The sequence below is a fragment of the Anaerobacillus alkalilacustris genome (assembly GCF_001866005.1).
GTDB classification, from domain to species: Bacteria; Bacillota; Bacilli; order Bacillales; family Anaerobacillaceae; genus Anaerobacillus; species Anaerobacillus alkalilacustris.
The window spans coordinates 106,677-126,470 of sequence record NZ_MLQR01000004.1 but is presented as its reverse complement, the minus strand read 5'-3'; the positions used below and the strand labels follow the sequence as shown (position 1 = coordinate 126,470).

At 33.6% G+C, this 19,794-nt stretch carries 18 protein-coding genes and 1 pseudogene; 2 read left to right on the top strand and 17 right to left on the bottom strand.

Features of this window, described 5'->3' with window-relative positions; genetic code table 11:
* Positions 1-34: 34 nt before the first annotated feature.
* From BKP37_RS05265 to BKP37_RS20940, 4 genes and pseudogenes are all read right to left on the bottom strand, one after another.
* On the bottom strand, positions 35-1,162 hold the full coding sequence (locus BKP37_RS05265; RefSeq protein ID WP_071308636.1) for a CdaR family transcriptional regulator: 1,128 nt from the start codon (positions 1,160-1,162) through the stop codon (positions 35-37).
* 195 nt (positions 1,163-1,357) lie between these two features.
* The gene (locus tag BKP37_RS05260; RefSeq protein ID WP_071308635.1) at positions 1,358-2,143 is read right to left on the bottom strand and encodes a phosphatidylserine decarboxylase; all 786 of its coding nucleotides are present in this window, start codon (positions 2,141-2,143) and stop codon (positions 1,358-1,360) included.
* A 214-nt stretch (positions 2,144-2,357) separates the two neighbouring features.
* Positions 2,358-2,630, bottom strand: a pseudogene (locus tag BKP37_RS20945) (zinc ribbon domain-containing protein); the annotation flags it as partial.
* Positions 2,631-2,735: 105 nt separating this feature from the next.
* Positions 2,736-2,864 (bottom strand): helix-turn-helix domain-containing protein, encoded by a 129-nt coding sequence (locus BKP37_RS20940; RefSeq protein WP_425424973.1) that lies wholly within the window; start codon positions 2,862-2,864, stop codon positions 2,736-2,738.
* Between the two features lie 262 nt (positions 2,865-3,126).
* Here BKP37_RS20940 and pssA point away from each other — a divergent pair, with 262 nt between their 5' ends.
* A complete protein-coding gene (gene pssA / locus BKP37_RS05250) occupies positions 3,127-3,666 on the top strand; it encodes a CDP-diacylglycerol--serine O-phosphatidyltransferase (protein ID WP_071308633.1) in 540 nt (179 codons plus the stop codon).
* Between the two features lie 35 nt (positions 3,667-3,701).
* Here pssA and BKP37_RS05245 read toward each other — a convergent pair whose 3' ends face one another.
* Positions 3,702-4,004 carry an AraC family ligand binding domain-containing protein gene (locus BKP37_RS05245; protein ID WP_071308632.1) on the bottom strand — a complete coding sequence of 101 codons (303 nt, stop codon included), beginning with the start codon at positions 4,002-4,004 and terminating at the stop codon, positions 3,702-3,704.
* A gap of 234 nt (positions 4,005-4,238) precedes the next feature.
* On the opposite strand from BKP37_RS05245, the gene BKP37_RS05240 reads away from it, so the two are divergent.
* Entirely contained in the window at positions 4,239-6,827 is a 2,589-nt protein-coding gene (locus tag BKP37_RS05240; RefSeq protein ID WP_071308631.1) for a CBS domain-containing protein, read from the top strand.
* Between the two features lie 141 nt (positions 6,828-6,968).
* Here BKP37_RS05240 and BKP37_RS05235 read toward each other — a convergent pair whose 3' ends face one another.
* The 12 genes from BKP37_RS05235 to BKP37_RS05180 all read right to left on the bottom strand — a co-directional run bounded on the left by BKP37_RS05235 (position 6,969) and on the right by BKP37_RS05180 (position 19,577).
* Positions 6,969-7,409 carry a MarR family winged helix-turn-helix transcriptional regulator gene (locus tag BKP37_RS05235; protein ID WP_071308630.1) on the bottom strand — a complete coding sequence of 147 codons (441 nt, stop codon included), beginning with the start codon at positions 7,407-7,409 and terminating at the stop codon, positions 6,969-6,971.
* Between the two features lie 123 nt (positions 7,410-7,532).
* Positions 7,533-8,309 (bottom strand): Cof-type HAD-IIB family hydrolase, encoded by a 777-nt coding sequence (locus BKP37_RS05230; RefSeq protein WP_071308629.1) that lies wholly within the window; start codon positions 8,307-8,309, stop codon positions 7,533-7,535.
* Between the two features lie 33 nt (positions 8,310-8,342).
* On the bottom strand, positions 8,343-8,852 hold the full coding sequence (locus BKP37_RS05225) for a DMT family transporter (protein ID WP_071308628.1): 510 nt from the start codon (positions 8,850-8,852) through the stop codon (positions 8,343-8,345).
* Between the two features lie 107 nt (positions 8,853-8,959).
* Positions 8,960-9,223 (bottom strand): phosphocarrier protein HPr, encoded by a 264-nt coding sequence (locus BKP37_RS05220; RefSeq protein ID WP_071308627.1) that lies wholly within the window; start codon positions 9,221-9,223, stop codon positions 8,960-8,962.
* A gap of 20 nt (positions 9,224-9,243) precedes the next feature.
* On the bottom strand, positions 9,244-10,680 hold the full coding sequence (locus BKP37_RS05215) for a glycoside hydrolase family 1 protein (RefSeq protein WP_071308626.1): 1,437 nt from the start codon (positions 10,678-10,680) through the stop codon (positions 9,244-9,246).
* Between the two features lie 394 nt (positions 10,681-11,074).
* Entirely contained in the window at positions 11,075-12,409 is a 1,335-nt protein-coding gene (gene celB / locus BKP37_RS05210; protein ID WP_071308625.1) for a PTS cellobiose transporter subunit IIC, read from the bottom strand.
* A 129-nt stretch (positions 12,410-12,538) separates the two neighbouring features.
* Positions 12,539-12,844, bottom strand: coding sequence for a PTS sugar transporter subunit IIB (locus tag BKP37_RS05205; RefSeq protein WP_071308624.1), 306 nt, complete (start codon positions 12,842-12,844; stop codon positions 12,539-12,541).
* Positions 12,845-13,465: 621 nt separating this feature from the next.
* Entirely contained in the window at positions 13,466-14,800 is a 1,335-nt protein-coding gene (locus BKP37_RS05200) for a 6-phospho-beta-glucosidase (RefSeq protein ID WP_071308623.1), read from the bottom strand.
* Positions 14,797-15,123, bottom strand: coding sequence for a PTS sugar transporter subunit IIA (locus tag BKP37_RS05195; RefSeq protein WP_071308622.1), 327 nt, complete (start codon positions 15,121-15,123; stop codon positions 14,797-14,799). The genes BKP37_RS05200 and BKP37_RS05195 overlap by 4 nt, the downstream gene beginning before the upstream one ends.
* Before the next feature lie 120 nt (positions 15,124-15,243).
* Positions 15,244-16,578 (bottom strand): PTS cellobiose transporter subunit IIC, encoded by a 1,335-nt coding sequence (gene celB, locus BKP37_RS05190; RefSeq protein ID WP_071308621.1) that lies wholly within the window; start codon positions 16,576-16,578, stop codon positions 15,244-15,246.
* Positions 16,579-16,708: 130 nt separating this feature from the next.
* Positions 16,709-17,014, bottom strand: a complete 306-nt coding sequence (locus BKP37_RS05185; protein ID WP_071308620.1) for a PTS sugar transporter subunit IIB — start codon at positions 17,012-17,014, stop codon at positions 16,709-16,711.
* 625 nt (positions 17,015-17,639) lie between these two features.
* A complete protein-coding gene (locus BKP37_RS05180; protein WP_071308619.1) occupies positions 17,640-19,577 on the bottom strand; it encodes a BglG family transcription antiterminator in 1,938 nt (645 codons plus the stop codon).
* Positions 19,578-19,794: the final 217 nt, after the last annotated feature.

Sequence of the window (19,794 nt, the reverse complement as noted above, 5' to 3'; positions counted from 1 at the left end):
AGATATGAGCATTTGTTCACAGTTTTTTGTATTTTCATCTAAGTTCATTCCAAAAAGAAAGTGCAATATAAAACGTTACTAGATTTTGGGTTTCTTTCAATGACAAATCAGTCAACTCACAAATACGTTTCAAACGATAATGAAGTGTATTTATATGTATATGAAGCCGTTTAGAGGTTTCCTTAATGGAAAGATTCGTTTCCAAATAAGCCTCTAAAGTCTCTAAAAGCTCTTTGTCTCTCAGTAAGATAGCTAATACTTTCTCAACAAACTCTTTTCTAGTTTCATCAGTAATTTCCGCCAATGCCACATCTAGTGTTAAATCATCATAACAAACAAATGAACCATTTTTTTTAGCTACACGAAGTGCTTTTTTTGCATGATGATAGGAACTTTGTAACATGGCTGGTTCATTTACTCTTGTCCCAATTCCAACATTCAGGTTTATTCCGTATTTCTCTTTCATGATGGTTTGAGTAGACTTGACAATTGATATGACACTTTCCTTAAAATTATTGTTAGAAATCACTTTAAGGAGAACAAACCTTCCACTTCCCCACTGGGCAAGTACATCTTGCGTCTCACTTGGAAATAACTCTCTAAATAATTCAATTGCTTCTCTCTCAATTAATTGGTTTTCTTGAAATTGTTTACGATCAATTTCAAATAATGAACAACAGCGAGGCATATCCATAGAAATACCTAAGATTTCCCCTCGTTCTCTAAAATCATCATCCATATATTGGAGATGAAGCCATTCATAAACATATGTTTCTAGACCACGATATTTCAATTCTAACTTTTCATGCGAATGTGCCTCTTGAATAATTAATTCTGTCATCCGCTGTATTAATTCCCCAAATTGAACAATATCTTTGGGCTCACCAGTAATACCAATCACACCAATTGCTTTGTTATGAAAAATAATTGGTAAATTTATACCTGCTTTTACGCCTTTAAGTTGAAAAACGTCTTCTTTTGATATCATTATTGTCTCTTTTCTTTTTACAGCAACGAGTGCACCTTCATGAAATTTTCCTACTCGTTTTTGGTCACTACCAGCAATAATAAGACCATTATCATTAACAACAATGACTTCTCCAGATAAAATATCTGTAACCTCATTAACAATTCTCTGAGCTAACCCGGAAAGTAGCTTCAACAGCTTCAACACCCTTCTTGTATAGGTCTTTCGCTTTAAAAGCTGCAGTTTACATGTTCTATACGTTATTTATTGAGTAAATTTCATAATTACCAAAACAAACCGGATAAAAAATCTATAAGTAAATACGAACGGCCACCGTAACTAGATATAGATTTTTAATAGTAAGAATAATAAATGATGAAATTCATTAAATTACATTGTTATAGAACCAATTTTCATACCAACTTTTACATCTATTGGCGCTTTAATTTTCTCCTCAAGTTGAATGGTGTCTTTTTCAAATAGCAAAATAACCGTTGAACCAAAAGTAAAATAAGCCATTTCGTCACCTTTTTTTATTTCAGTCTTTGTATGTGTTGGGTGAATGCTATTAACATTCATTGCTCCAACTTTAACTAATGTATAATGCTTGTTATTTTTCATTTTAACTTCTGTCATTAAACGATAGTTTCTTGATAATGGTCTTTTCCCTAGTCTTAATCCTAATTCATTCACCGGATATGACTTATTTCCTAATGCCCATCTAGCTACGATCGTCCCTGTATATGGTGTATGTATTCGATGATAATGACTAGGACTTAAGTATAAAATGATATAAGTACCTTCCTTATATTTCTCAGCTCTTTGGGTATTGCCAAGCATCTCCATTAAGCTATAGTCTTGATTTTTAACGTGAAATGTACAGTGCTCGGTAATATGACCGACATCAGCTAAAATTCCATCAACAGGACTAATCATACTATTTGGATGTGGATCAATGATTCTTGCATCTTCTTTTAAGTTTCTAATAAATAGTTCCTGTAAACTAGAATATTGATGCAAAGGTTTCTCCATTTCAGCTTCATCAATATTAAATACTTTTACAAACGATTTATTCACTATTTTACTCATTTTTGACTCCGTAAAAGATTTTAATAAAAAAGAATTCATACGATTACTAGATAATTCTATTAACGATTGATAAATAGCCTTTTTCACTTTGTTGCCTCCAAAAGAAATAAAATTTTGTAGTTTAAAGAATTTCATTTTATGCTTACTAATTAAGATAGCAAAAGTAATAAATTACAACTAGACTTACATTTTAACTTGTTTATGGATACAATTATAGGTCTTGAACTACTCACCACTTAACGCCCTTAGGGTGTTTGAAGCAGGGTATTCCTAAGAACACCAGCGTAACCGACTAGTTTGATTAGGCTAGCCCCGTAGTTCCTACGTTTAGAAGCCTTATTGCTTCATTTTTAAGGTTTTGTCCTGCGCTACTATCTCCATCGTGATATCTGCCACAAGAAGGACAGTTCCACTCACGAAGGTTAAGATTCTTAACGTCTTTATTTTGATAGCCACAACACGAACACAGTTGACTCGAAGCAAATGTTTTGGATACAACAATTACTTGTTTGCCATACCAATTCGCTTTGTATTCAAGCAGCGTTCTAAATTGTGACCAAGATGCTTCGCTAATCAAATAGCAATGCTGTCAACTTCTTTTAACCAAGCTAACTCTTTCTTTAGTTGTGTTAATTGAGAAGAACAAGACTTGTAAGTTAAGCTTTTTCCTGTTTCTTTGTTAAGAATCATTCCATCTTGCTAAAAAATAATTGAATACAAAACGTGAACAACCAATTGTTTTAGCAATCAGTATTTCTTGTTCTTTGTTTAGATAGATGCGGAACTTGTAGGCTTTGTTAACTAACATTTCTTTCATCTCACCAAAAAGGAATACTTGTTCTTATTGTATCTTAATAAGGAAAGTTTTGGCTACGGCCAACCGACATTCATCTCCCACCTACTCATTGGGCTAGCCCCTTCACATTCCTTGAGGTGGGAGTCTTCTGTCGAAAAAAGATAAAAAATTATATAAAAAACAAACTCATTTTATCATAGTTATGATATCATTATATATTAAGTAACTAACATTTTTATCTATATTTGTTAGATTTTAATAAGGAGTGATGAATTTGTTAATTCTTCAACACCTAGACCAAACGATAAAAAAATTCAGAAGTCATTCTGCAAACTTACTTACAATCATCAATTTAAGTTTAGGCGCATTTTCTATATTATTTGTACTTCAAGGCGATTTATATATGAGTCTTTTTTTTATCTGCTTAGCTGCTATTTTTGATCGTTTCGATGGTATCGTAGCCAGAAAGCTAAATATCACTTCTGATTTAGGTAAACAACTCGACTCATTATGTGATTTAATTTCATTTGGAGTAGCACCTGCACTACTGCTATATTCAGCTATTTTATTCGACTTCGGTACACCTGGAGCGATATTTACAATAATATTTATTGCCTGTGGCGCGATTCGTTTAGCGAGGTTTAACATTTCAGAACATAAAGGTTATTTTATTGGATTGCCTATTACTGCTGGTGGCTGTTTACTTACCATTAGTTTTTTACTAGTAGATACAATTTCAGGACCAGTGTTTATGTTTATTATCTTATTATTATCCATATTAATGATTAGCACATTTAAGGTAAAAAAAGTATAAAACTCCCCACAAAAGGGAGTTTTAACGGTTAAAGGTTATTTTTTTCCATTTACCTTTACAACAACAATACTAGAGTTTTCAACAGCTTCAAATTCATGATCATCTTCAACTTCCATTGTCGCTAATATTCCTGGCTTTAATATTTCTTCTGATTGCCCACTACGGAAATAAACTTCTCCATCAGTAACAATGATAATTGCCTCACATGGAGCTAAATGCCTAGGAATTTTTTCACCTTTTTTTAGTTGTAAGTTCATAACAATACCGTGATCAAATTCATGTAACATACGTTTAGAAACCGCAGTCTCGTAAAGACTTGGATAATTTACAACTTTCATTTTATTTCCCCTTTTCTATGTTTTTTAATACTTTAATAGCTTGTTACTAGTATTTATAACGTACACTGAAAATAACCTTAATTTCAGTGATAACAGTCACAAACTCTATTACCTTCTTTAAACCGCCACTTTTCCATTCTGTTTACATCCATTCTTCAATTCATGTAGTACCAATACGATTTATTATTTGATAAACTAATTTATAAAAAGTGGAATATTTAGGAGGCTTTTCTCTTGCAAGTTATAATATCACACGTAAATTTAGACTTTGATGGCCTTGCTTCCATGCTAGCGGCAAAAAAATTATACCCTCAAGCTAAGATGGTTTTACCAACAAAGCAAGGTAAGTCCGTTGAACGATTCTTGGCCCTATATCGTGATTCAATTAATTATTACTCTCCTAATCAAATTAATTGGGAAAATGTATCTGAAGTTATCATGGTTGATACTGCCTCTTTAAAGAGAATTGGGGAATTAAATAACTATATAAAGGGAGAAAAAGTTAATTTTATCGTCTATGACCATCATCAACCGACCGAACACAATGTACTTGCTAAGGAAACAACGATAGAGGAAGTTGGGGCAACCATTACTCTACTACTAGAGAAAATAAAAATGAAAAATATTACTATTTCAGCTTTTGAAGCAACTATTTTTGCCCTTGGTCTGTATACAGACACCGGTTCGTTTTCATATTTAACTACTACATCTAGAGATTTAAAGGTAGGTAGCTACCTTTTAGAACATGGGGCTAACCTTCATATAATTTCAAAATATACTAATTCACCACTAAATGAACATGATCAGAAATTATTTCATTCACTTATTCAAAATAGTGAAGAACATTACTATGAAGGGGTAACCATTCTCATTGCTTATCATCAACAAAATGAATATACTGGTGGCCTTTCAATTTTAGCTAATAAAGCAATCGAAATAACTGGAACAGATGCATTAATCTTTGTAGTTGAAATGGGGAAACGTATTTTTATCGTTGGTCGCTCATCTAGTGATCGAGTTAATATATTACCTATCATTAAACATTTTAGTGGTAACGGACACCAAAAAGCATCCTCTGCAATGGTAAAGAACTACAAAATTGATCATGTATTAGACATTATTAGAAAGCGTATTCGTGAAACTGTTCAACCAGCTATTATGGCAAAAGATATTATGTCTAGTCCTGTTAAGTTTATTTCTTCAGCTACTACTATTGAAAAAGCAGCTAAAATGGTAATCAGGTACGGCCATACGGGTTTTCCTGTAGTAGATGAAAATAAGTTAGTTGGAGTTATTTCTAGAAGAGATATTGATAAAGCAAAGCATCATGGTTTAGGACATGCTCCTGTAAAAGGTTATATGAGTACAAGACCCATTACAGTACATTCTTCAACGGTGGTCGAAGAAATCCAAAAAATAATGATAAATAAAAATATAGGCCGTCTTCCTGTGCTTGAGAATAATGAACTTATTGGAATTGTTACAAGAACAAATGTGATTGAATTTCTTTATGGAAATAAAAACAGAGATTACAAAAACAACGCTCCTAAGATAAAGGTTTCACTAATAGAAAAAATAAATTCACTACTTCCTAGAGATATTATTGATTTACTAATAAAAATTGCAAATTTAGCTGACAAGACGAATTACCCTGTTTTTTTGGTAGGTGGCATTGTTAGAGATTTAATACTTGGCAGAAGAAATGAGGATGTTGATGTTGTAGTTGAAGGAGATGGACCTGCCTTTGCTAGCAAGTTAGCGAAAGAAGTCGGTGGAGATATTCGGGTACATGAAAAATTTGGTACGGCCACGTGGAGACTTCACTCCGGATTAAAAATAGATATTACATCAGCTAGAACTGAGTATTATGATTTCCCAGCAGCTTTACCGACTGTTCATTTATCTGGCTTGAGAGAAGATCTATATCGTAGAGACTTTACAATCAATGCAATGGCTATCCAATTAAACAAAGACAAATTTGGGGATTTAATCGACCTTTTTCATGGTTATCAAGACATATCTCAAAAAAAAATACGAACATTATACAATCTTAGTTTTGTTGAAGACCCTACTAGGATCTTAAGGGCTGTGCGTTTTGAGCAACGCTTCGGTTTTGAAATGGATGAGCAAACATTTGATTTAGCGCAAATTTCAGTTGATAAAATTAGATTAACTTCAAAACCAAGACTTGCCTATGAACTAAGTAGACTACTAAGCGAAAAACACCCAGTAGAATCACTTAAACGTCTAGATGAAATAGGAGTTCTTAACTTTTTAATTACGGTTAACAGCTATGATAATAGTATGATTAAGCAAATAAAAAATTTCAAACTAATTTTTGATAATGTTTCTTCACAATTGACTAATCCTCCAACAAACGTAAGCCAAGCTTGGATTTGCTATTTAGTTCTATTGTTTTCTAAACTTGATAATGGTTTTGAGCAAGTAAACATGTTTACACTTAACAACGAAAACAAAAAAACAATAGAAGAAATAAAAGCATTACTAGAAGGAAAGTATCATTTTTCAAAAAATAATACTAGTGGCTCCCTTCATCATACGTTAAAGAATTACCGAATAGAGTCAATATTATGCTTTACAATATTAAAGCAATTTCCAAACAAGATTGCAGAAAATATAACAAGGTATTTGATAGAAAGACAAGCAATTCCAAAACTTATCAATGGAAACGATCTTAAAGCTTTAAATATAAATCCAGGGCCAATTTATTCAAAAATTTTACAACAAATTGAATGTGATTATTTAGATAAAAAAGTTTCGTCTAAAGAAGAAGCCATTTTAATGATAAAAGAAAATTATTAGAAAACTAAAATGCCTTTAGCACATGAGTACTAAGCTAAACATCATTCCAAGTTCAAAATAAAATTTATAAATAAAAAAATACGAAAGAGTTGACAAGCAATGGAGTGCCATTCTCTTTCGTATTTTTTATAATATTATTGTTTAAATTCCTTTTGCATGGAATCCAAGTTTTTTTAGTAACTCTATAACTCCCAACTTTTCTTCTTCATCTAGTCCGCTAAATATTTTTTTTATCGCTTCCTTGTGTTGAGGAAAGATTTCGTCCATCAGTTTTTTTCCAGCTTCTGTAATAACAGCATAGGTTACTCTGCGATCTTTAGGACAAGCTTTTCTCAATATGAGGTTCTTTTTTTCTAATTTATCTACTACATACGTAATACTACCACTTGATAGTAATACTTTCTTTCCAATTTGTTGAATTTGCTGGTCACCTTTATGATAAAGCAATTCTAAAACTGCAAATTCAGTTGGATTTAGTCCATATGTTTTAATATCATCTTCAATAAGATCATTAATCGCTCTAGTTGCACGCGATAAAACAATAAAAAGTTTTAGCGATAAATCATTTGTATCTATTTTCATTAATATCATACCTTACGTTTTTATCTTGAAAGCAAGATAATTATAAAGGATAGTAAAAAATCTGTCAATTACTAATGAAAAAATGTTTAAAAGGATGCAAATAGAAATTTACACCCTTTTTTGTTATTTTAATAAGCCTACTAGCTCAAGTCCATGGACAATACCGTCATCATCAACATGTTTCGTCACGTGCTTTGCAACCTTCTTAACAGCCTCAGGAGCATTTCCCATAGCTACACTATTTTTAACAAACTTAAGCATTTCAATATCATTTAACCCATCACCAAATGCATAAATATCATCTTCATGTACACCTAAATGATCGATTACAGCTTGGATTCCTCTAGCCTTAGATCCACCAATTGGTAATACATCCATTGCCTTTTCATGCCATCGGATAAACTCAAATTTATCAAACTTCCCTTTGTAAGAACTTTCTTCTTCTTCATTACAAAGAATCCATGATTGGTAGATATCGCGTCCTTCTAAGTACGTAGGATCAATTTCTGGATAATAACATTGTAGCGATTGAACACATTCTTCTAATCCAGGATGAAGTTCAGTTGTTGTTTTCATACCTTCATGAGATTGATATACAACAGGATGATTATTTTTCAAAGCAAATTCCGAGAACGATTTTAATGCATTTTTTTCTAATGGATTTTTAAATATTACTTTATTATTTACAACAACATATTGGCCATTTAAACTAACATAGGAATTAATATCTAGTTCTTCTCTTAATTCTTTAAATAAATAGGGTGCACGACCTGTTGCGATAATTACCTCATAACCTTTTTCCTTTAGTTCTTTCACTGCATACTTTGTAGAAGCTGGTAATTGCTTTTCGTGATCAAGTAGTGTACCGTCTATGTCAAAAAAGATGATCTGTTGATTCATTAAATAATACCTCACTTTTCATATTATAGGAGTCTATGAAACTTTCTCTGCTTCAACTATAATACCATTATTATCTTTACTTGTGTTTTTCTTTTCCATCGATTCTGACTGAATTAATAAGCCTACCCCTGCAAGGATAACAACTATACTGATAAGGCGCATAACATTTAATGGTTTAACTTCAGTACCAAATAATCCGAAATGATCAGCAATGGCTGCACCTATTACTTGCCCTAAAACAACTAATACAAAAGCTGTAAGTGCACCAATATTAGAAATCGATAAAGTGACAATTGATACAATCGTTACCCCAATTAACCCTGATATTAAATACCATTTAAACCCTTGTACAAGGGTAGCGGTTAATCCAAGGGAAGGTTGTTTGATAAGAATATAAATAAGAGCGGGAATTGCTTGAATAATAGAATATAATATAATCACTGCTGGTAAACCTATTACTTTAGCTCCAACACTATTCACTATACCATGAACACTTATTAATAACCCTCCTAATAGAGCCATCGTTAAATAAACAATATACATAAATACCCTCCTTTCTCTTAATAAAACCCCCTCACAAGATATTGCTGTAGTGAGGGGAAAATAATGTTTGTATAAATAGTTTATTAAATCATTCCTTACCTAATTGATTACTCGCCAAGGCCACTTGTAATAATCTTATTAATCGCTTCTAAGGCCTCATTTGCATCATCACCTTCAGTAATAATTGTTACTTCTGCTCCTTTACCGATTCCTAAAGACATCACACCCATAATTGATTTTAAATTTACTTTTTTCCCGTTATACTCAAGTGAAACATCAGAATTAAACTTAGTTGCCGTATTTACCAACATTGTAGCTGGCCTTGCATGAATTCCTGTTTCATCAGTAATAGTATATGATTTTTGTGCCATTTTTTATTGCCTCCTTAATGTTATAAACTTTCTCCATTTGTTTCAATAACTTCTTTATACCAATGATAACTTTTCTTTTTTATACGTCTTAACTCTTTTTCATCTTCTTCATCACGATCAACATATACAAAACCGTAACGCTTTTGATAACCGTTCAACCAGCTTAGTAAATCTGTAAATGACCAAACACAATAACCAATCATTTCTACGCCATCAGTAATTGCTTCCTGGACTGCTAATAGATGACTTTTTATATAGTCAATTCGATAATCATCATTAACAAAATCGTTTTCTTCTAGTTTATCGTACTCGCCTAATCCATTTTCGCTAATTAATATTGGTAATTGGTATCTATTTGTAATTCTACGTAAACCAATTCTTAGACCTGTTGGGTCTATCTCCCAGTCCCAGTTTGTAGCTTCAAGATTTGGATTTTTAATAGTTTTAAAAACACCTGGAATTCCTGTATCCTCTGAAGTCCCTTTTTTACCCGATGTATTAAAATGACCTTCTGTTACTCCGTCTAATGGATTTTTTTCATAGGTCATTGTCCGATAATAATTAACACCCATGAAATCAGGCTTACCTTCTTTTAATAATTGAAAGTCTCCTTCTTCAACGCTTGGAGCCAAGCCATTTTCTTCAAGGTAATTCCATGTAGTTTTTGGATAGTGCCCCCAAGCATAAACATCCATCCACCAATGGGAATTAAATTCTTCCGCATTTTCCATAGCAAGGATATCTTCAGGCTTTGAGGAAAATGTATATGCTGGTGCATAAGCAAAACTAGGACCAATCTTCCCGTCTGGAACATACTTACGAAATTCTTTAATCACACTTGCATTTGCCAAATTAGCATGATGATTTACTTGATAAAATAATTTGTCATCTTTTACTCCAGGTGGATGTAATGCCGTTTTGTACCCTAACATTGTAAAAACATTTTGTTCATTTAAGCTAACCCAATATTTCACTCGATCTCCAAACCTTTTGAACAACGTTACACTATAGTTTGTAAAATCCACTATGATATTTCGTGATTCCCAACCACCATACTCATCTTGCAACGCTTGAGGTAAGTCCCAATGGTATATTGTTAATATTGGCTCAATTTCATATTTTATTAATTCATTAATTAGATTATCGTAAAACTGTAAGCCCTTTTCATTCACTTCGCCTTTTCCATTTGGAAAAATACGAGCCCAAGCGACAGAAAAGCGATATGTCTTCATACCCATCTCAGCCATTAATTGTACATCTTCTTTATATCGGTGGTAATGGTCTACAGCTACGTCTCCAGTAGTACCCTTAAACGTTTTTCCAGGTATGCGAACAAACTGATCCCAGTTTGAAGGACCCTTACTATCAACATTCCAAGCACCTTCAACTTGATAGGCAGCAGATGCTGCACCCCATAAAAAATTTTCTGGAAATGGTTTTAGCTTTTTATGTATCATTATTGACACTCCTAATTATTATTTTTGAGAAATATCATAATTAATGAAAGTAGCTCTTAAATAGCTTGTAAAAAAATAAACAAATTTAATACATTTTTTAAGGTAAGTGTAACTAGAAACCTTTCATTACGCTATTTCCATGTAGGTTTCTCATTCAGTTTACTTAGATTTACGGAATTTGTATATATACTACATGAACAATGTATATAATAACGTAAATAGTCATTTGTTTCAGTAGTGTTACATGACGTTTCGCGATTTTTGATTTTAATAAAACCGAAATCATAATTAGGTGGAAAAGCAACATTTTTCAGCTAATTTACTCAGTTAGTGTATTCCTAACATGTAAAAAAATATGGTTCTAGTACACTTCACTAGAACCATAATTGAAAGCTTAACCTACTTTCGTTTCATCAGGTGTTGAAACTCCACCTTCTTCTCTTACTTTTTGCTTATCAAAAATCTTGAAGAATGGGAACCAAATCGCAAAGGCAATTAAAATGTTAACTGCTTGCATAATTGCTCCTGAGATATTTCCACCTGTGATTAAATATCCGTGTAAAATCGGTGGTGTTGTCCATGGAACGGCGATACCGGCTGGCTTCGCAACAATACCTAACGACATTGCAAAATATGTTACTATTACTGTTACTAACGGCGTTATAATAAATGGAATAATTAATAGCGGGTTCATTACGATCGGCATACCGAAAATAATCGGCTCGTTAATATTAAATGCACCTGGTCCCGCTGCTAACCTTCCTAATTGCTTGATCTGCTGGCTTCGTGCCCATAAAAGCATCATGATTACTAAGGCAAAGGTAGCTCCACTTCCACCAACGTTCATCATTTCAATAAATTGTGTTGTAAAGATGTTTGGTAATTCTTCACCTGCTTGGAACGCAATACGGTTTTCATCCATAGCACCCATCCAAATTGGCGCCATTACACCACTTACAATGTTCATTCCGTGTAATCCAACACTCCATAATAGCATTGCGAAGAATACGCCGAATAAGTTACCAATTAAACTTCCACCTACTAGAGTAAGTGGTGCACCTACGATTTGTGTTACAAGTGCGTGAATACTTCCGAATGATGTCATCTCTACAAAAATTCTCAATATCCAAATTGATGAAATTACAACAAATCCTGGAATTAACGCGACGAATGATTTTGCTACTGCTGGCGGTACACCATCTGGCATTTTAATAACGATATCTTTTGATACAATATAACGATAAATTTCTGTTGAAAATATAGCTATAAGCATCCCTACGAATAAACCTTGGCTTCCCATTAGTGCTAACGGAATACCTCCACCTACTTGAACAGCTTCAGCTGCACCTTCTGGTGTAAATAAAATTTGAAATGGTGTTGCTAATAAGAACGATGAAATGGCAATCGCCCCTGAGGAAAGAGCATCAATTCCATATCTTTCAGCAAGTCGATAAGCGATACCGAAGCAAGCAATTAACGCCATAATGTCAAACGTTACTCCAACAGGATAAAGTAATTTTGACATCCACTGATCTCCGAAAACTCCAGCCATAAAGTCAGCATAACCTGGGATTGGTAAGAACGCTAAAATTAGGAACAGCGATCCGACAATGATAAGTGGCATTGTTAATATAATTCCATCACGTAAGGCGTTTAAGTGACGTTGACCTGCTACCTTACCTGCTACTGGCATAACTTTATTTTCTAAAAATGTATTTACTTTACTCATTTAGTTCAACTCCTACCATTTTGTATTGGTATTTAATAAAAATTATGATATAATTACGCTAAAATCTTGTTCTTAGATTTGGAACTCCTTGGGTTAAGGTTGCCGCCTACACCAAGGAGTCTTTTTTATTTATTTTGCTAAAAGTTGTTGTACTGATTTTATTACTTCCGCACCGTTACAAGTTCCATAATGAACTGGGTTAATAACATCAACTGGAATGTTTTTCTCAGTTTCATATTTTTTCATTTGGTTTAAAAGGTAACGAACTTGAGGCCCCAACAATAATATATCTGCTTTATCAATTTCGTTTGGTACAGTATCTGCGCTTACTGCCCAAATTTTTGTTTCTAAACCTTGTTCAGCCGCTGCTTTTTCCATTTTTGTAACTAGTAAACTCGTAGACATTCCTGCTGCACAACATAATAAAATATTCATTCTAAATTCCTCCTAAGTAATAGTTATATAAATAATTTCATAAAAAATAATTAGCAAGCAACTTTCAACTTAGAGAATGAAAATTATGTAGAATATATTTTCAAACCATACATGTTTTTTCTTTCATTTTTGTTTCCTGTTGCTTAATTACATCTTACAGTAAAAGCGCTTTCATATAAACTTAACTTTTTTCCTTTAGGTAACGGAAAAGGTTGATTACGCTTACAATATTCTGTTGGTCTTTTAGCATAGGTCGACGTTCACTTCCTCAAAACATTTTTTGGGACGGGTAATCCCAGGATAAAGCAGCTGGAAGTTATTCAGAGATGTATTTCATGTAGAAAGTTAAGCTCGGTAGCTTGAGTCGCGTTGAATAGACGATGGCCTTGGGTAGGACGCCATGCTATCGAATTGAAATTTATGCCTTATGCATTCTTACTGAAGAGAAAGGTGTAGTTAATTTTATCCTTAGAAATAAACAAATACACTGCATTCAGCTCTTAGACCTTTTTGGCTAGAATCTGATCTTTTCAATTCGAGTTAACTGTGCTAGGTACAATGTGAGGTCTTCTTATCAACTTAAAAAAATGGTTCTAGTGAATTTTCACTAGAACCATTTTTTTAAGCTTCAATTTTTTTAAAGAATTGTGGTAAATGCTCTTTGTGAGCTTCCATCATTTCATCGACGATTTGTTTTGAAATCGTATCAGATGGGCTAAGTGGATTAATTGTCATTGCTAAAACGGCTTTGTTGTAGTCTCCAGTTACTGCAGCTTCTGCTCCAATACGCTCAAATGATTTAATCTGTTGAACAAGTCCGCGAACTGGAACTGGAAGGTCACCCATGGAAATAGGTTTTGGACCGTCTTTTGTGATGACACAGCTAACTTCAACTGCAGAATCTGCAGGAATACTAGCAATCGCGCCGTTGTTAATCGTGTTAACCGGTTGAATGTCACGTTTGTCCGTATAAATTGACGTAATTAAACGTACAGCTGCATCAGAATAGTAAGCTCCACCACGCTTTTCAAGTTGAGGTGGTTTAATAGCTAAATTCGGATCTTTGTAAAGTTCGAATAATTCTTTCTCTAATTTTTGCACAACTTCAGCACGAGTTCCTTCGCCATCAGCGTTTTTCATGTCTTTTTCAAGCATTTGTCTCGTTTTGTAATAGTACATATGGTAAGGGCAAGTTAGTACGCCAAGTGCTTTAATGAATTCTGGCTCCCAACCAATCCCTTCAATATTTTTAACGAAACTGCTGTTAGCAGGATCTGTTAACTTTTCAATGACTTCATCTTTCACACTTACGCCATCAACATATACATCTAATCCGTAAACCATATGGTTTAATCCAGCGAAATCAATACGGATGCGAGAATGATCAACATCTAACAGTTTCGCAATTCCCATTTCAATTCCGATAGGTACGTTACATAAACCTACAACTTTTTTAATATTTGAGTAACGAAGAACAGCTTCAGTTACCATACCAGCAGGGTTTGTAAAATTAATCAACCATGCATTTGGGCATAACTCTTCGATATCTTTACAAATATCTAAAATAACAGGGATTGTACGTAACCCTTTAAATAATCCACCAGGACCATTTGTTTCTTGACCAAGAACGCCATATTTTAAAGGAATTCTTTCATCTTTTGCCCGTGCTTCTAATAAGCCGACACGGAATTGTGTTGTAACGAAGTCAGCATCTTTTAACGCGGCACGACGATCTAATGTCAAATGTACGTCAATTGGTAAACCTGCTTTTTCAATCATACGTTTCGCTAAGTTCCCAACAATCTCCATTTTCTCTTTACCAGCTTCAATATCTACTAACCAAAGCTCACGAATTGGTAGTTCATCATAACGTTTAATAAAACCTTCTACTAGTTCTGGTGTGTAGCTAGAGCCCCCACCAATTGTTGCGATTTTTAATCCTTTTGTATTACTCAAGATCTTACACCCCCATTAGATTTCACAAGCTCATTTAAGTCAATAATTTCTGCTGCTAAATCTTTTACAGTGATCGCATTCATTAAGTGGTCTTGTGCATGAATCATTAACAATGAAATTTCTGTTTTTTCTCCTCTTATTTCACCTTGAATAAGAGATGTTTGTATATGATGAGCTTCATTTAACTCTTGCCCTGCTTGTTTTAATTTTTCTCTTGCTTCTACAAACTCACCTTGCTTCGCTGCAGCTAAAGCTTCCATAGCCGAACTTTTCCCATTACCTGCGTGTAGTATTAATTGAAAAATCAACTCTTCATTTATCATAATATTTCCTCTCCAATCTATATCTTTTTGTGTCGTTAATATTTTTTTATTATCCCCAGTGTGGATAACTTTCCCACACTGGATGTTACTATTTTAGATTTCTATTAATTTACTATTATGTTAACCTACTTTTTTTTCATCAGGTGTTGAAACTCCACCTTCTTCTCTTACTTTTTGCTTATCAAAAATCTTGAAGAATGGGAACCAAATCGCAAAGGCAATTAAAATGTTAACTGCTTGCATAATTGCTCCTGAGATATTTCCACCTGTGATTAAATATCCGTGTAAAATCGGTGGTGTTGTCCATGGAACGGCGATACCGGCTGGCTTCGCAACAATACCTAACGACATTGCAAAATATGTTACTATTACTGTTACTAACGGCGTTATAATAAATGGAATAATTAATAGCGGGTTCATTACGATCGGCATACCGAAAATAATCGGCTCGTTAATATTAAATGCACCTGGTCCCGCTGCTAACCTTCCTAATTGCTTGATCTGCTGGCTTCGTGCCCATAAAAGCATCATGATTACTAAGGCAAAGGTAGCTCCACTTCCACCAACGTTCATCATTTCAATAAATTGTGTTGTAAAGATGTTTGGTAATTCTTCACCTGCTTGGAACGCAATACGGTTTTCATCCATAGCACCCATCCAAATTGGCGCCATTACACCACTTACAATGTTCATTCCGTGTAATCCAACACTCCATAATAGCATTGCGAAGAATACGACGAATAAGTTACCAATTAAACTTCCACCTACTAGAGTAAGTGGTGCACCTACGATTTGTGTTACAAGTGCGTGAATACTTCCGAATGATATCATCTCTACAAAAATTCTCAATATCCAAATTGATGAAATTACAACAAATCCTGGAATTAACGCGACGAATGATTTTGCTACTGCTGGCGGTACACCATCTGGCATTTTAATAACGATATCTTTTGATACAATATAACGATAAATTTCTGTTGAAAATATAGCTATAAGCATCCCTACGAATAAACCTTGGCTTCCCATTAGTGCTAACGGAATACCTCCACCTACTTGAACAGCTTCAGCTGCACCTTCTGGTGTAAATGAAATTTGAAATGGTGTTGCTAATAAGAACGATGAAATGGCAATCGCCCCTGAGGAAAGAGCATCAATTCCATATCTTTCAGCAAGTCGATAAGCGATACCGAAGCAAGCAATTAACGCCATAATGTCAAACGTTACTCCAACAGGATAAAGTAATTTTGACATCCACTGATCTCCGAAAACTCCAGCCATAAAGTCAGCATAACCTGGGATTGGTAAGAACGCTAAAATTAGGAACAGCGATCCGACAATGATAAGTGGCATTGTTAATATAATTCCATCACGTAAGGCGTTTAAGTGACGTTGACCTGCTACCTTACCTGCTACTGGCATAACTTTATTTTCTAAAAATGTATTTACTTTACTCATTTAGTTCAACTCCTATTTGATTGTCATTTGACAATTTCTAGTAATTTCTTTAAAATTACTTTAACGTTTTTTCTGTTTTTTTATTTCTCCTTGGTAGGCTGCAACCTATACCAAGGAGATTTTTTATTATTTATTTTGTTAAAAGTTGTTGTACTGATTTTATAACTTCTGCCCCATTACAAGTTCCATAATGAACTGGGTTAATAACATCAACTGGAATATTTTTCTCAGTTTCATATTTTTTCATTTGGTTTAATAGGTAACGAACTTGTGGTCCTAATAATAATACATCTGCTTTATCAATTTCGTTTGGTACTGTATCTGCACTTACTGCCCAAATTTTTGTCTCTAACCCTTGTTCAGCCGCCACTTTCTCCATTTTTGTAACTAATAAACTTGTAGACATTCCCGCTGCACAACATAATAAAATATTCATTCTAAATTCCTCCTAGATAAAATATTAAGTAGTTTATTTTTGTTAAAATTTGTCTAAGTAACTTTCCTGTTTTTTTAACTCCTTTTGTGTTTCCCTTGCTTAAGTACATCTTAATTCAAAAGCGCTTTCATTTAAACATAACCTTTTTCCGTTAATCAACGGAAATCATTTGAAGCGTTTTCATCGCGGTTTATGCTAGTAATAATAAAATTATAGCTAACCCATTTTTATAAACGGCTTTCCAACTTGAGTGACAAGAAAAGCGCAAGCGGAGTGGCACACGAGCAATTGTTTTCCGTGCGACGAGTAACCGCAGGAGCAAAGCCGATTCGTAGTAATCCAAGTAGTAGCTTCACTGGGGCGGCCTTTGACAGAAGCCGCTCTTTGGCTTCGCGTGCTACTGCGTCTTACAGCAAGGCTTCGAAGTAGGCTTCCTCGAAGCCTTGCTGCATGAAGCTATTCAGAGACGTTATTCAAGTAGTTATTGAAGTCAGTAGCTTGACTGAAGTGATCGAGCCGATGGCGCCTGGAGCTAGACAGTGTCCAAGTTAGAAATTTATAAATTCTGGTTAAATAAGAAAAAGCTTGTTAATAGAAGAGATCATTAACAAGCTTTTTGGATCAATTATTTTTTTTGAATAAATATGTTTATAAACTCTTGATACGTTTTACATTTTAATAACTGCTGAACTAATTGTTTACTATCAACAACACTTCCTAATATATTATACATTTTTTGTAAATCAGATTTGTTGTTCTTCTCAACATTTAATAAACAAACAAATTGTACAGGTTTATCTGCCCACATAACTGGTTTTTGCAATGTGCATACAGCCCAAAATGTAGAGTTTGTTTGGGATGTTATAGGATGAGGAATTGCTACAAGATTTCCAAAGCATGTGGGTGAGACCGCTTCTCTCTCGTAGACCGCATCTAAATAACCCTCACCTACAAGGTTCAATTGGTATAGTTTTTCTCCTAAAAAGTTAATCACTTCATCTCTTGTTTCAAACTTTTGTTGAAGAAACACTAATTCTTCTCTTGTATATTCAAACGTATCATCCACAGCGTCAGTTAGCATAACTTCAACTTTTTCAAGATCTTGTCCACCCAATATCGTATTAACTTCAATAACAGGAATTGATAAAGGTTCTGAAATTGGGATCGTACTAACAATAAAGTCTAGAGAATGTAATGACATTTGTTTAAGCTTATAATATTCCGTCGTACCTAATATCTCTATTTTTGAACCAAATCTAGATTGAAGTTTATAATTTAATAACTTTGCACTTCCAATTCCAGAAGCACATACGACAATACATCGCTTTGGACGAATTGTCATTTTTTTTCTTTCTAATGCTCCACCTAAATGAAGAGCAATATAACCAATCTCATTTTCATGAATGGAAATTCCTATTTCTTTTTTCAACACCATTCCTGCAACCACACCTGCTTGAAAGGCTACTGGATAATAAGATTTTATCGCATTTATCATTGGGTTACGTAAGTTCATTCCATAACGAAAACGGTTTATTGCAGGTTTTAAATGAATACATAACCCTACTATAAGTTCTTTATCCTCTTTAATACCTAGCCTTAGCTGTTCTTCTACTGCATCTAGTACTTTCTCGACTAATTTATATATTTCATCATCCATTAATGACTTAATTTCTTTTTGACTTATTTTTTCTTCTACAACCATTTTAGTTCCTAGTAAATGAATAGCTATATATGCAGTCTCTGTTTCAGGGAATACAACATTTAAACTCTTTTCGATTTCACCTACTATTTCCTTGGCAACTTCATATTCTTTTTTATTAACTATTTCTTTTAACTCGTCTGGAATAAGCGACACGTGATTGCCATTTCTTATTCGTCTACAAGCTATTGCAATATGAATAATTAAATTATTTATCCCGATATCGGATAACTCTATTTCGTGCATATTAATATGATTAATGATTATGGATTTGATCGACAACATATCTTCATTTGGAATAATTGAAATTTTTGAATTAATTGCATCAATTTCCGATTCACTTCTATCAAATAAATATTCAGACATACAAAATCGCCTTTTTAATTCATTCCCTTTTAACCTAAATCCATAATTCGGTCGCGACTCCAAAATCAAATCATATTTTTTAAGAATTTTCTTTACTTCTTGTAAATCATTCTGCAGTGTCGATTTACTAATAAATAGTTCATCAGCCAAATCTTCGAGTTTCATAAAATCATCTTTTAGAAGCAGTTGCTTTATAAGAAACTGAACACGGTCTTCTGGAGAAATTGGTACAAAGTCAGGTTCTATCTGTTCATTTTGAAACATTTCTTGAAGCATTTTCCGAAAAAGCTTATCATCATGTACTTCTAAAACATAGCCTTTCCCTCGTTCCGATTTTATTGAGGAACCATGTTTAGATAATAACATGTCTAATTCTTTCATATCATTTCTAATTGTTCGTGATGTAACTTGAATAATATTGGCTAAATAATCACCTGTTATCGGTTCTTCAGCGGCTAATAACTCACGAAAAATAGAAATTATTCGTACACTAAGCATTGAAAGTCCCCCCCTAAAATTTCACCAAAAGCTTGTCTATACTGCTTTGTGTCTATGAAATTTCGTTTATATAAAGTCTATTATATAATATACTTTATATATTGGTGAATTTCTATTTTCTTTAACCATTTGTTTCTAGCAAGGAATGAATTTATACTTTACAAGAATTTCAGAGAACTTTTAATTAGATTTTCAATATCAACCTTATTATAATTAC